At 60.9% G+C, this 12,382-nt stretch carries 10 protein-coding genes, 1 tRNA gene and 1 pseudogene; 4 read left to right on the top strand and 8 right to left on the bottom strand.

Annotated elements, in window-relative coordinates; translation table 11 throughout:
* Nucleotides 1-185 precede the first annotated feature (185 nt).
* A complete protein-coding gene (locus ABW043_RS03585; RefSeq protein ID WP_353919863.1) occupies nt 186-1,217 on the top strand; it encodes an amino acid ABC transporter substrate-binding protein in 1,032 nt (343 codons plus the stop codon).
* Here the strand turns inward: ABW043_RS03585 and cls are convergent.
* A complete protein-coding gene (gene cls / locus ABW043_RS03580) occupies nt 1,214-2,665 on the bottom strand; it encodes a cardiolipin synthase (protein ID WP_353919862.1) in 1,452 nt (483 codons plus the stop codon). The two genes, ABW043_RS03585 and cls, sit on opposite strands and share 4 nt — an antisense overlap.
* A 231-nt stretch (nt 2,666-2,896) precedes the next feature.
* Between cls and ABW043_RS03575 the strand changes: the two are divergent.
* Nucleotides 2,897-3,055, top strand: a pseudogene (locus ABW043_RS03575) (glyoxalase superfamily protein); the annotation flags it as partial.
* Nucleotides 3,056-3,608: 553 nt separating this feature from the next.
* Here the strand turns inward: ABW043_RS03575 and ABW043_RS03570 are convergent.
* The 7 genes from ABW043_RS03570 to ABW043_RS03540 form a co-directional block, all read right to left on the bottom strand.
* The gene (locus ABW043_RS03570) at nt 3,609-4,658 is read right to left on the bottom strand and encodes a cysteine synthase A (protein ID WP_353919861.1); all 1,050 of its coding nucleotides are present in this window, start codon (nt 4,656-4,658) and stop codon (nt 3,609-3,611) included.
* Between the two features lie 151 nt (nt 4,659-4,809).
* Complete coding sequence (locus ABW043_RS03565) at nt 4,810-6,222, bottom strand: cryptochrome/photolyase family protein (protein ID WP_353919860.1); 1,413 nt, start codon at nt 6,220-6,222, stop codon at nt 4,810-4,812.
* Nucleotides 6,223-6,271: 49 nt separating this feature from the next.
* The gene (locus ABW043_RS03560; protein WP_353919859.1) at nt 6,272-6,736 is read right to left on the bottom strand and encodes an SRPBCC family protein; all 465 of its coding nucleotides are present in this window, start codon (nt 6,734-6,736) and stop codon (nt 6,272-6,274) included.
* Entirely contained in the window at nt 6,733-7,962 is a 1,230-nt protein-coding gene (locus ABW043_RS03555; RefSeq protein ID WP_353919858.1) for an MFS transporter, read from the bottom strand. The genes ABW043_RS03560 and ABW043_RS03555 overlap by 4 nt, the downstream gene beginning before the upstream one ends.
* 136 nt (nt 7,963-8,098) lie before the next feature.
* A tRNA-Asn gene (locus ABW043_RS03550) sits at nt 8,099-8,174 on the bottom strand.
* A 97-nt stretch (nt 8,175-8,271) separates the two neighbouring features.
* Entirely contained in the window at nt 8,272-8,874 is a 603-nt protein-coding gene (mobA, locus tag ABW043_RS03545) for a molybdenum cofactor guanylyltransferase (RefSeq protein WP_353919857.1), read from the bottom strand.
* Nucleotides 8,871-10,019, bottom strand: coding sequence for a benzoate/H(+) symporter BenE family transporter (locus ABW043_RS03540; protein ID WP_353919856.1), 1,149 nt, complete (start codon nt 10,017-10,019; stop codon nt 8,871-8,873). The genes mobA and ABW043_RS03540 overlap by 4 nt, the downstream gene beginning before the upstream one ends.
* A 241-nt stretch (nt 10,020-10,260) precedes the next feature.
* Between ABW043_RS03540 and ABW043_RS03535 the strand changes: the two genes are divergently transcribed.
* Both ABW043_RS03535 and ABW043_RS03530 read left to right on the top strand, forming a co-directional pair.
* Nucleotides 10,261-11,142: a polysaccharide deacetylase family protein gene (locus ABW043_RS03535; protein ID WP_353919855.1), complete on the top strand. Its 882-nt coding sequence runs from the start codon at nt 10,261-10,263 to the stop codon at nt 11,140-11,142.
* Between the two features lie 328 nt (nt 11,143-11,470).
* Nucleotides 11,471-12,382 (top strand): MFS transporter (locus ABW043_RS03530; RefSeq protein WP_502908588.1); only part of this gene is annotated, 912 nt, incomplete at its 3' end.

Genomic DNA, 12,382 nt, shown 5'->3' with positions numbered 1-12,382 from the left:
GTGAGGCCTATGGTCGAATGGTACGAAGGCACCGCAAACACCGGCATCTCTCCCACCAGGAGAGATGCCGCCACAAATCCAGCGCCCCCTCATTGTCCGGTGGAATTGCCTCCGCCGCTGCAATCCCCGCCTTGACCCGGCGCTTTGCCCTGCCAATATGCTGGGCCACAAAGGGAAGCCGTGGATTGACCTCAGTTTTCAAGCGATTGCTGCCACTCGCGGCGGGCCTTGCCTGCGCCCTGTCGCTTGCCGTCACCGCCGCTAGCGCCCAAACGCTCGATGCGGTGCGTGAGCGCGGCTTTCTCGTCTGTGGCTCCAGCAATCCGTTGGCCGGCTTTGCTCAGCAGGATGCCAATGGCCGTTGGTCCGGCTTCGACGTCGACCTCTGCCGTGCCCTCGCCGCCGCCGTTTTTGGCAATCCCGACCTCATCGAATTTCGCGCCTTCCGTGGCGAAGCCCGTTTTGCGCCGCTCCAGACGGGAGCCGTCGACGTCCTGATGCGCAATGGCGCCTGGACCGCAGGCCGCGATCTCCGCTATGGCGCGCGCTACGTCACGCCCAGCTTCTTCGACGGGCAGGGGTTTCTCGTGCCCCAGTCCCTCAGCGTCGTATCGGCCTACGAACTCAACAATGTCAGCGTCTGCGTTGTCGATGCATCCGACGCGGTCGAGGCGCTCGACGACTTCTTCTTCTCCAACCAGACCAGCTATACCGACGTGGTCTACGAAGACATCGCCGACCTCATCGTCGCCTATCGGGCCGGCATGTGCGACGTGATTTCCGCCTCCGGCCGGCAGTTGCAAGCCATTCGCCGCGAACTCACCGACCCCTCCCAACATCGCATCCTGCCCGAGCGTATCTCCAAGGAAACGCTGGGCCCAGTTGTGCCGGGTGGCGATGATCAGTGGTTCGAAATTGTCCGCTGGACCATTTTCGCGCTTATCACCGCCGAGGAAGTCGGCGTCACGAGCCTCAACATCGACTCCCTGACCGCCGCCCGCTCCGCCGATGTTCGTCGCCTGCTGGGCGTCGAAGGCGATTTCGGCACCGCCCTCGGGCTGCGCCCGAGCTTCATGACCGATGCCATCCGCGCCGTGGGCAATTATGGTGAGCTGTTCGACCGCCATTTTGGTCCGCAGACGGGCGCCGCCATGCTGCGCGGCCAGAACGCACTCTGGAGCAATGGCGGCCTGCTCTACGCCCCGCCCATCCGCTAGAGCAGGGGCGAAAACAGGCGCGCAGCCTGGGTGAGGAAGTAGAGCGTCACCGGTCGCGTCGAGACTTCCGCTAGGCTCACCTGCCGGCACGCCTTGAAATCCTCGTTCAGCATGTTCTCGACGTCAGCAATCGCCTTATCGTCGGTAAACCACAGCGTGATCTCGAAATTGATCGCAAAGGACCGGTTGTCGAAATTGACGCTGCCGACAGTGGCGATGTCGTCATCCATCAGGACGACCTTCTGGTGCAGGAAGCCGTCGGTATAGCGATAGACCGAGATGTCGTGCTCCACCATGGCGTCAGCATGAGCAATGCTGGCCAGCCAAACCAATGCGTGGTCCGGATTGTCAGGCAGCATGATCCGCACATCGACCCCGCGCAGCCGCGCCGCGAAGAGCGCGGTTCTGATGTCGGTATCAGGCACGAAATAGGGGCTGACGATCCAGAGGCGCTTTCGCGCCCGACCGATCAGATCGACATAGGCAATCGCACATTCCTCGAGCTTGTCCGCCGGGCCGCTGCCCATGACCAGCACGGACTGATCGCCGGGCGTGTCGATATCCTTGGGCGGCGTCGCCGGCAGGCGCTCACCGGTTGCCCACTCCCAATCCTCGCGGAACAGCAAGGCGCAGCCCAGCGCAGCCGGCCCCGAGACACGCACATGCGTATCCCGCCAACGCCCGAACTTGGGATTCTCGCCGAGATATTCGACGCCCACATTGTGCCCGCCCACCCAGGCATGCTTGCCGTCAGCCACCACGATCTTGCGATGATTGCGATAGTTGATCCGCGTCGGTCCGTAGACGCGCAGGAATTTGTGGCGCTGGTTGAAACCAGCGACCTTGATACCAGCGTCGCGCATCTGCGTCCGAAACCGCTTCGGCATGCCCGTGCTGCCGATATCATCATAAAGCAACCGCACCTCGACCCCGGCCCTCGCCTTGGCGATCAGCCGATCGGCCAGTTGCTGGCCGAGATTGTCGTCGCGGATGATGTAGAACTGCACCAGCAGATAGTGTTCGGCCGCGTCTATACCGGCAAAGATCGAGTCGAACGTCGCGGTTCCATCGATCAGCAGTTCGACATCATTGCCCCTGAGAAACGGCAGTTCCGAAACCTGCACCTGGACGGGCCATTGGGCATCGGTCTCCCGGTCGATCAACGCCAGGTCCTTGGCCCGCAATGGTCGATCTGCTCGTCCGTTCTTGATCCGGTCGGTGGCGTAGTCGTCGAAAAACTTCCAGCCAAAGATCATGTAGAGAAAGGCGGTGGGGAACGGCAGCAGCGCCAGCGAAATAAGCCAGGCGATCGAACCCTGCGAGGTTCGGGAATTGAAGATTTCCCGCACTGCGCAAACAAAAGCGAGCAGATAGATCGCCGCCATGATTGCCGCGACCAGATGCAGGTCCGCGACTATGGCTCGCAGGATATCGTCAATGCCGAACACGTTCGCTGCACTCCTTGTTGGCCTGCACTCTATCAGTCGGGGGCGTCTCGACAATCCCGTGTTGACACCGGCTCGTCGGTGGATAGCATCGCCTTCGGCCCGTGCAGCCTGCCGCTCGCATCCTTCGGGAATGGTGAATGCACGAATCGACGATTGGTTTGACCCACAAGCGGGCTAACCGTCAGCAATGCGAGCACTGACTTCGATAAGCCCGCCACAGAGGATCAGACCATGCACACGTTCATGGATGCAAAACTCATGGCCAAGCTGCTGCGGCAGGCATTGGCCGAGCGCAATGTCGACATTACCCACAGCGATGGCCTCGAACTCGTCGCGCGTCAGTTTGGACTGGCCAACTGGAACATTCTCAGCGCCCGGATCGACGCCGCCGAGCAGGCTATGAAACCCCTCGTGATGCCCGAGGGATGGACCGACGGTAGCGGTAGTCGCGACGGCTATTTCTCCATCGGTCTTGACCCCGCGCGACCAGGTTGTGCGGTCATCTGCAGCACGCCGATGGCACACCACGCGCCGGCCAGCCATTTTGGCACGATGTCCCAGAGCATAGCCGTCGACGACTACAAGGGCGGCGCCGTTCACCTGACATGCGAACTCGCCTGCGAGCATCTTGATGGCGAGGGAACCATCTGGCTGCGCGTTGACGGCCTGCGATCGGGCGCCCTGCGGTTCGACAATCTACTGGATCAGCCCGGTGTTCCGATTAGCGGAACGCATGATTGGAAGCATTTTTCGGTAACGCTGGACGTCCCAGACGAGGCCGCGAGCGTCCATTTCGGATTTCTCATGCGCGGTCGCGGCAAACTCTGGGCACGAAATTTTGCCGTTGAGAGAGTAGCGGCGACGAACGAACCGGCGCGTCGCCGCGCCTATCGAAACGATCGTCCGACCAATCTGGGCTTTGCCTGACGACGAGGAGCCGGCGTCACGCCGGCTCTACCTCGATGATGTCCGAAATATCGATCGGCGCGCGGTCGTCAATCCAGGCGGGCACCGGCAGGTCCTTGGAACGCAAGAATTCCGGATTGAAAATCTTGCTCGCGTAGCGGTTGCCGTAGTCGCAGAGCACGGTGACGATGGTCTTGCCCGGGCCGAGGTCGCGCGCCATGCGTACGGCACCGGCAATATTGATGGCACTCGAACCACCGAGGCACAGGCCTTCATATTCGAGCAGATCAAAAATATAAGGCAGGGCTTCGGCGTCGGAGATGCGATAGGGCAGATCGACGTGCAGCCCTTCGAGATTGGCCGTGATCCGGCCCTGGCCGATACCCTCGGTGATCGAATTGCCCTCGGATTTCAGCGTGCCATTGGCATAGTATTCGTAAAGCGCAGCGCCTTCTGGATCGGCGAGACCGATCTTGATGTCGGGATTGCGCGACCGTAGGGCTTCGGCCACGCCGGCCAGCGTCCCGCCCGAGCCGACTGCGGTGATAAAGCCATCGATCCGGCCATTGGTCTGGCGCCAGATTTCGGGTCCGGTGGTTTCGATATGCGCACGTTTGTTCGAAACATTGTCGAACTGATTGGCCCACACGGCGCCTTCCGGCAGCTCGCGGTTGAGCTTCTCGGCCAGGCGTCCGGAAATCTTGATGTAGTTGTTGGGATTCTTGTACGGCTTTGCCGGCACTTCGATCAGCTGCGCGCCATAGAGGCGAAGGGCATCCTTCTTCTCCTGGCTCTGTGTGTCGGGAATGACGATCACCGACTTGAAGCCCAGCGAATTGGCTACCAGCGTCAGGCCGATGCCCGTATTGCCAGCCGTGCCCTCGACAATCGTGCCGCCGGGCTTCAGCGCGCCCGATTTTACCAGATCGTGGATGATGAACAGCGCCGCACGGTCTTTGACCGACTGGCCCGGATTGAGAAACTCGGCCTTGCCCCAGATTTCGCATCCCGTCAGCGCCGAAACCCGGTTGAGACGGATAAGTGGCGTATTGCCGATGGCGGAAATGAGGTCTTCGTGCTTGGCCATGATCTTCCGGGACTCTTGTTGCTGAACTATCAAGGTATGGGGCCGACCCGTCACGAACAAGGGTCAAACATCCGCCGTGGCAGGACTTTTCGGTCTCGATCGATGGAACGAAACCCTTGGCTGGTGGAGTCGGCCAAGACAGTTTCTTTTTCTAAAGCTCGCCCTGACGGTCAAGCGCCAGTTGCCGGGAGGCCTTGAGGTCAACGATCGGCCGCGGGTAGGTTTCCCCAATGGTGATGCCGGCCTCCTTTAGGACCGATGCTGGCGCGTCTGCCGGCTCATGGACCCACTTGTCCGGCAACCCCTTCAGTTCGGGCACCCATTTGCGCACATAGTCGCCTTCTTCGTCGAAGCGCCCACCCTGCGTCACCGGATTGAAAATCCGGAAATAGGGCGCCGCATCGAGGCCGCAACCGGCCACCCATTGCCAGCTTGCCGGATTGTTGGCGACGTCTCCATCGACGAGACAATCCCAGAACCAACGCTCCCCATGTCGCCAGTCGATCAGCAGATTCTTTGTGAGAAGAGAAGCGACCAACATACGGACGCGATTATGCATATAGCCGGTCTGCCAGAGTTCGCGCATGCCTGCATCGATGATGGGAATGCCCGTTTGACCGCGCTGCCAGGCTACCTCTGCCTTTTCGGCGGCCGACCAGCGCATGCCGCTGTACTTCTCCTGCATCGGGACGGTGGCGATGTCCCTGCGATGGTAAAGCTGATGATAGCTGAAGTCGCGCCATGCCAGTTCGGAGAGGAACTTGTCGGCGTATGGCCTTACCTCGGGTTCGGCTTCCATACGCGCCTGTGTGGCGTACCAGACCTGTCTCGCGGTGATCTCCCCAAAGCGCAGATGCGGCGACAGTTTCGACGTTACATCGCGCCCCGGAAAGTCCCGCCCCTCGGGGTAGTCTTCGAGCCGCTCATCCAAAAAGTCATGAAGCGCCTGCTGCGCCGCTGCTTCCCCGATCGACCATTGTCCCTCAAATTTCTCCGACCACTTTGGCGCGCGATAATCGCTGTCGTAGTTTTTGGCGCCGACGATATCGCCAAGCTTGTCGGGCGCCGCCAGCGGCTGCTCGATCCGACAATCCCTCAGCGTTTTCCAATAGGGCGAAAAGACTGAATAGGGCTTTCCCTGGCCGGTCGCTATGGTCCAGGGCTCCGCCAGCAGGTTCCCGATATGGGATGAAACATTGAGGCCACGCTCGCGCAGGTCGGATTTGATCTCCTGGTCAACCTCGCGCTCGCCGGGGGCATAACGTCGGTTCCAGTGGACCGACTGCGCACCTTCCTCGGCGATGGTCTTGTTCAGCACATCAGCCGCTTTGCCCGACCGGACAAGCAGCAAGATGCCTTTCTTCCCAAGCGCCTCGCCCAGTGACTCCAGACTTTGGTTCAGCCACCAGCGCGCTGCGCCGCCCGGCGGCCGCACGCCGTCCTCTGTCTCGTGGATATAAAGTGCGACAACCCTGTCGCCGCTCTCGCAAGCGGCAAGAAGGGCAGGGTTGTCGCTGAGGCGCAAATCATTGCGCAGCCAGACAAGGCTTGTCGGTCGGTCCACGGGTCTGCTCCGATGCTTTCCGGTACTACGACCGGTAGCCGCTATCGGTTCAGTCGAGAACCTCTTCCATCACTTCGGCCAGTTGCTCAAGCGCCGAGCTCCAGGCTTCCATGGAGAAGATGCGCGTCTGCGGGTCGGCATGGGGCAGGCCGCGTTCGATAAGGGTAATCTCGGTATTGTCGTCGTCGATGGCGCGGAAGCTGATGTCGAGCACGAAGAGCAACTCTTCGTCATTTGCTTCGTCCCGATACACCCAGGACATGACCAGGCGTTTGTCCTCGACATAGTCGAGAATTTCCCCGGTCACCTCGTGGTCGGCTTCGTCATCGTCGTCGCCAAAGGTCACGAAGCGATATTCGCCACCTTTTACGGCGTCGAACTCGGCCTCGTCGACCTGCCACTGTTCGATCAGTGCCGGATCAGTCCAGGCGGAGAAGACGTCGCTCACATTGGCACCGATTTTCCGCGTGAGCGTGATCTGGCTCTCATTGTCGAGATCGATGTTGTCGCTCATGCCAGCTTCTCCTTTGCTTCGGGATGCAGTTCCGCGGTTCTGGGCAGAAAGATGGTGAGAATACCAAGGACCGGCAAGAAGGCGCAAATCTGGAACACGGGAATAATGCCGATCCAGTCTGCCATTGCGCCCATGGCGGCCGCGCCGAGCGCGCCGATACCGAACGCAAAGCCGAAAACGAAACCGGCGATCATGCCGACTTTGCCCGGCACCAGTTCCTGCGCATAGACCACCATGGCCGAGAAGGCCGAAGACAGGATCAAGCCCGTCATGATGCTCATTGCGGCCGTGCCAAAGAGATCGAGGTAAGGCAGCAACAGCGTAAAGGGCAGGGCGCCGAGGATCGAAACCCAGATCACCGACAGGCGACCATACCGGTCCCCGATCGGCCCACCGATAAACGTGCCAGCCGCAACAGCGCCGAGGAAGAGGAACAGGTAGATCTGCGCCTCGGGCGCCGACAGGCCGAATTTTTCCATGAGGAAAAACGCGTAGTAGCTTTTGAGGCCTTCGATATAGATGAACTTGCTGAGCAGCAGCGCGCCAATGGCGACGAAGGCGACAATGAGCCGGTTGCGCGATAGCGCCGGCTTCTTGTGCACCACGGCAGGGCGCGAGGCGGCCTGGCGCTGATGCTCGACGAACCACCGGCCGACATAAGTGAGGAGGGCAATACCGGCAAAGCCGGCAATCAGGAACCAGGCGGTGGTCTGCTGGCCCATCGGGATCAGAATGAGGGCGGCCGCTAGCGGGCCAAAGGCGGTGCCGAGATTGCCACCCACCTGGAACAGCGACTGCGCAAAGCCAAGCTTGCCGCCTGACGCCATGCGAGCCACACGCGAAGCTTCTGGATGGAACAGGGCCGAACCCGTTCCCATCACCACGGCGGCGGCGAAGAGCCAGGTGAAGCCATTGGCAAAGGCGAGGCCCAGCACGCCGATTGTGACGATGGTCAAGGATATGGCGAGGCTGTAGGGATTAGGCTTCAGATCGCCCCGCAGACCAAAGATCGGCTGCAGGAAACAGGCCGTGATCTGCTGCCCGAGCGTGAGCAGGCCGATCTGCAGATAGTTCAGCCCGTAATTCTCTTTCAGCAGCGGATAGAGCGCTGGCAGCAGAAACTGCAGCAGGTCATTGAGGAGATGCGCACCGCTGACGGCAAAGATGATGGTCAGTGCGGTTTGGTGGCCCGCCGTTGCGGCAGAGCTGCTCGTTTGCGTGGTCATGAGAGGCATTCCAGGAGGGAAGCCCGTCGTACTCCCTCAAAACGAGAGCATCAACCTTTGCGAGCGAAATTGCGCAAAATTTGTGCAATTGCATCACGCTAACGATTTTAGGGGAGCCGGGTCAAAAGACCCGAAATGGCTCCGCGAGCTGGACTCGAACCAGCGACCATTCGATTAACAGTCGAACGCTCTACCAACTGAGCTATCGCGGAACACTTCGGTATGGCCTTCGGCGTCGAAGGCGAGGTCCGTGTACCCAAACCGATCTGGTTTGCCAAGCCTTTATTGCGGAGCCTGTGAATAAATGTGTCATATCCCCAGGTCAGTTGCCCGGCGCTGCAGGGCGATCAGGTCGGCCAGCGTATTGATGTTGGCAAAGGGGTTGCCTGCCATATCTGCGGACCAATCGACCGGCGCGGCGCCCAATGTGCGCAGAATCGCCTTCGGTCCGGCAGATTCGCTTGTCTCTTCAAGGGCATCGCGAAGCATTGTCAGCCGCCACGCGCTGTTGGTGGGATAGATGCTGTCGCCCCAGGCGGCATAGGCCGCGCCACTTTCCAGCGCCGCTGGTCTCAGCCGCTCGACATAGTTTTGCGGGAGAAAGGGCGTATCCACCGCTGCCGTCACCAACACGTCGTCGTGACCGATCCTGCTTTCGAGATGAAGAACCATCGCCCTGATCCCGGCCAGCGGCCCCATGGGCATTGGGCTTTCGTCACGGATAGAGGGGAGCCTGAGCTCTGAGCCTGCACCTTGGCCCGAGGCGAGGAACACCTCCGTCACCTTGCCTTCGAAGGCGCTCGTCACGCGCTGCACCAGCCGCACGCCGCCGATCCTCAAATCGGCCTTTCGAACCCCGCCAAGCCGCGAGCCCTCCCCGCCGGCCAATATCAGGCCGAAGGTGTTGTTCATTTCTGTGCGGGCTGTCGCAGGAGCAGCAACAGCACAATGCCGCCGACAAGGCCCCAGAAGGGGGCGCCAATGCCGAAAATGGTGATTCCCGATGCCGTGGCGACAAAGGTGAGAATCGCCGGCAGCCGAGTCTCTTCCTGCGCCAGCGCGCCGGACAACGCAGATGCGAGGCTCGACAGCAGGGCAAGGCCAGCCACTGCCTGAATAAGAATGGGTGGCGAAGCGGCGATGAAGGCGGCTGCAAGACTGGCCGCAAGACCCAGCAAGATATAGACGCCACCGGCCGCGACAGGCGCAGGCCAGCGTTTTTCCGGGTCAGGATGGGCCTCTGGCCCCGCACAGATCGCGGCCGTGATGGCGGCGAGATTGGTCGTCTGCCCGCCGAAGAGGGCAGTGAAGCCGCTGGCAATCCCGGTCATTACAAAAATCGGGGCAGGGGCGAGCGTATAGCCATTGGCTTTCATCACCGCGATCCCCGGCAGATTCTGCGAGGCCATGGTGACGACATAGAGCGGCAGACCGATTCTCACGACGGCGTCCCAGGTGAATTGCGGCATCACCGGCAGCAGCGTCGGCCAGGTGCCATCGAGCGCCCCTGCCGGATGGTGCGTTGTCAGGGCCAGCACAATCCCCGTCACCACCACGGCAATCGGCACCGCATAGCGCCGTGCAAACCGCAGTCCGAGCATCCAGGCCAATAGGATTGGCGCAGCGAGCAATGGCGCTTCAGCCAGCGCTGTAACCGGCGCCAGACACAGCGTCAGCAGCATGCCGGCCAGCATGGCATTGGCAATGGCTGCCGGAATGGCGGCAATCAACCGCGCCAGCGGTTTGAAGAGCCCGGTCAGCACCACCAATGCCGCCGTAACAAGGAAGGCGCCCGCCACCGCCGGAAACCCACCCACAGGCTCGCCTACCGTCAGCAGGAAGGCGACGCCCGGCGTCGTCCAGGCAAAACTGATCGGCACCTTGGCGCGAAATGCCACGACGATATTGAGCACGCCGAGCGCAAGGCAGACCGAAAAAAGCCCCGACCCGGCTTGCTGCGGGGAAGCGCCCGCTGCGGTCAGTGCCGCAAGCACAAGGGTAAAGGTGCTCGCATAGCCGACTATGGCCGCCAGCGTGCCCGCCATGATGGGCTGCAAGAATTCCCTGCGCCCGGTCGGCGCTGTGGCTTCTAAGCCCCCATGCATGGCGATTCCCCTTCGCAAGACAGCGGCACGCTAACGTTTTTTTGCATTGGGTCTACCGAATTTCCCTTTGGTTCAAAGGGCGTAGGGGAGCTAACCATCTGATTGGTAAGCTCTTCTTAAGTTTTCGCGAGGGGAAAATTAACCATAATCGCAAATTCTCGCATGCAGATTCATGTGATGTTGAGTGCTCATCGTGCTGCCCTCCCGCCTTCTGCTCTGCCTTCTGGTGTCCGGCATCATGCTGGGTGGTTGTGCCAAGCCTGTGAGTCCGCAAACGCGGCTCAGTTCCACCCCGGTCGTGGACACGATGAAGACCTCGGCCATCGCCGTCCCAGCGGTGCTCAAGATGGAGCAGCCCTTGCCGAGCGAAATTTTCGCGCCGCGCAATATCGGTGGTCGCACGCTCGCCGTTTCAACCACGGCCGACATCATCCTGATGCCGGGTGAAGTTGTGCTGACCTTCGACGATGGTCCGCGCGCCGGCAAGACCGAGACAATCCTGTCGACGCTGTCCGACTACGGCGTCAAGGCGACCTTCCTCATGCTTGGCTCCTCCGCCAGGGCCAATCCGCGCCTGGCACAGCGCGTCGCAATTGCCGGTCACACCGTGGGCAGCCACACCTATGGCCATGTCAATCTCGCCGACCTATCCCGGCAGGACGCGATCGAGGAAATCGTTCGGGGTGAGGAGGCGGTTTCGGCGGCCCTCGCTGGCGGCGGGCAAAAACTCTCGCCCTTCTTCCGCTTCCCCTACCTCTCGCAGACCGGTTTCCTGCGCACCGGCCTTATCCAGAGCGGTGCCGTGGTTCTCGATGTCGATATCGACAGCGAGGACTATTTCAAGGACACGCCAGCAGCGGTAGCAGCACGCACGCTGAGCCGCCTCGAAGCGCGCGGCAGCGGCATCATCCTCTTCCACGACATCCATCAGCGCACCGTGGATATGCTGCCGATCTTCCTCGATCAGCTTGCCCGCCGCGGCTACAGCGTCGTGCGCCTCGTGCCGCGTGACAATTCGATCTTCGGCCGCGATCTCATCACCGCAGGCTTTGCCGAAGACGGCGCCGTCCTCTGATCAAGCCGCTTTGTTGCCACGGATGCACGTTCGTTTTGCATTTCGGTCAAGTGCATAATTTATGTGCGTGTGGCGTCGATTTGTGCGCGTGCAGTCTTTACCCGAACGGCATTCTAAATCGCAAACGTCTGAGATTCCTGCAATTCATGCCCAGCACGGACTTGGCACACTAGCTGCATAGATACCCCCGAGACTGCTCCTAGCGAGCCGTTTGATCGGGCATCCAATGAGGGATGCCACAGGCAAAGCTGCCAATGGATTTGCGACCGGGTTCAAAACCGGGCCGCGCCTCCATTGGCAGCTTTTTGTTTTTGTAGGGATGAAAGGCATGACACCCATGCAGTCGACTTCCTCGGCGCAACCCACGCGCGCCCTGACAATGTCCACGATAGCCTTCACCGTATGCTTTGCGGTGTGGACGATCTTTTCCATCATCGGCGTCGGGCTCAAGACTGAGCTCGGGCTGAGCGAAACCCAATTTGGTCTTCTCATCGGCACTCCGGTTCTGACCGGTTCGCTGGTCCGCGTGCTGCTTGGTGTGCTGACCGACCGCATGGGTGGTCGCATCGTTTATGTCATCACCATGCTCGCAGCGGCGCTGGCCACTTTCCTTCTTTCTTTCGCCCAGACCTATGAGCAATTCCTGCTTGCCGCGCTTGGCGTAGGGCTCGCCGGCGGTTCCTTTGCGGTAGGCGTCGCCTATGTCTCCCGCTTCTACCCCGCCTCAAAGCAGGGCACCGCGCTCGGCATTTTTGGGGTCGGCAATGTCGGCTCCGCGGTCACAAAGTTTCTCGCCCCCTTCGTCATGCTGTCCTGGGGCTGGCAATCAGTGGCGCTGATTTGGGCGGCCGCGCTGGCCATCATGGCGGTGGTCTTCTGGTTCACCACCGAAGACGATCCGGTCATCGTGCAGCGGCGCAAGGAAAGCTACCAACCCAAGAGCCTGTTGGGTGAATTCGCCCCGCTGCGCAACGTGCAGGTCTGGCGCTTCGCACTCTATTACTTCTTTGCCTTCGGCGCCTTCGTAGCCCTGACGCTTTGGCTCCCGCGCTACCTCATCGGCGTCTATGGCTTCGATATCGCAACTGCCGGCATGGTCGCAGCCTTCTATTCGGTCCCCGCCAGTGTCTTCCGCGCCTATGGCGGTACCCTGTCGGACCGTATCGGCGCCCGCACAGTGCTCTACTGGACCTTCGGTGTTTCCCTGCTGGTTACTGCCATCCTGGCTGTGCCGACATCC

Origin of the sequence: Devosia sp., from assembly GCF_040509215.1 — a bacterium.
Lineage (GTDB): Bacteria > Pseudomonadota > Alphaproteobacteria > Rhizobiales > Devosiaceae > Devosia.
This window is presented reverse-complemented; position numbering and strand designations above follow the sequence as displayed.

Bases quoted from the DNA above. Each gene is read 5' to 3' on its own strand.
- ABW043_RS03570 (WP_353919861.1), bottom strand. From the start codon at position 4,658: ATGGCCAAGCACGAAGACCTCATTTCCGCCATCGGCAATACGCCACTT.
- ABW043_RS03560 (WP_353919859.1), bottom strand. From the start codon at position 6,736: ATGAGCGACAACATCGATCTCGACAATGAGAGCCAGATCACGCTCACG.
- ABW043_RS03555 (WP_353919858.1), bottom strand. From the start codon at position 7,962: ATGACCACGCAAACGAGCAGCTCTGCCGCAACGGCGGGCCACCAAACC.
- mobA (WP_353919857.1), bottom strand. From the start codon at position 8,874: ATGAACAACACCTTCGGCCTGATATTGGCCGGCGGGGAGGGCTCGCGG.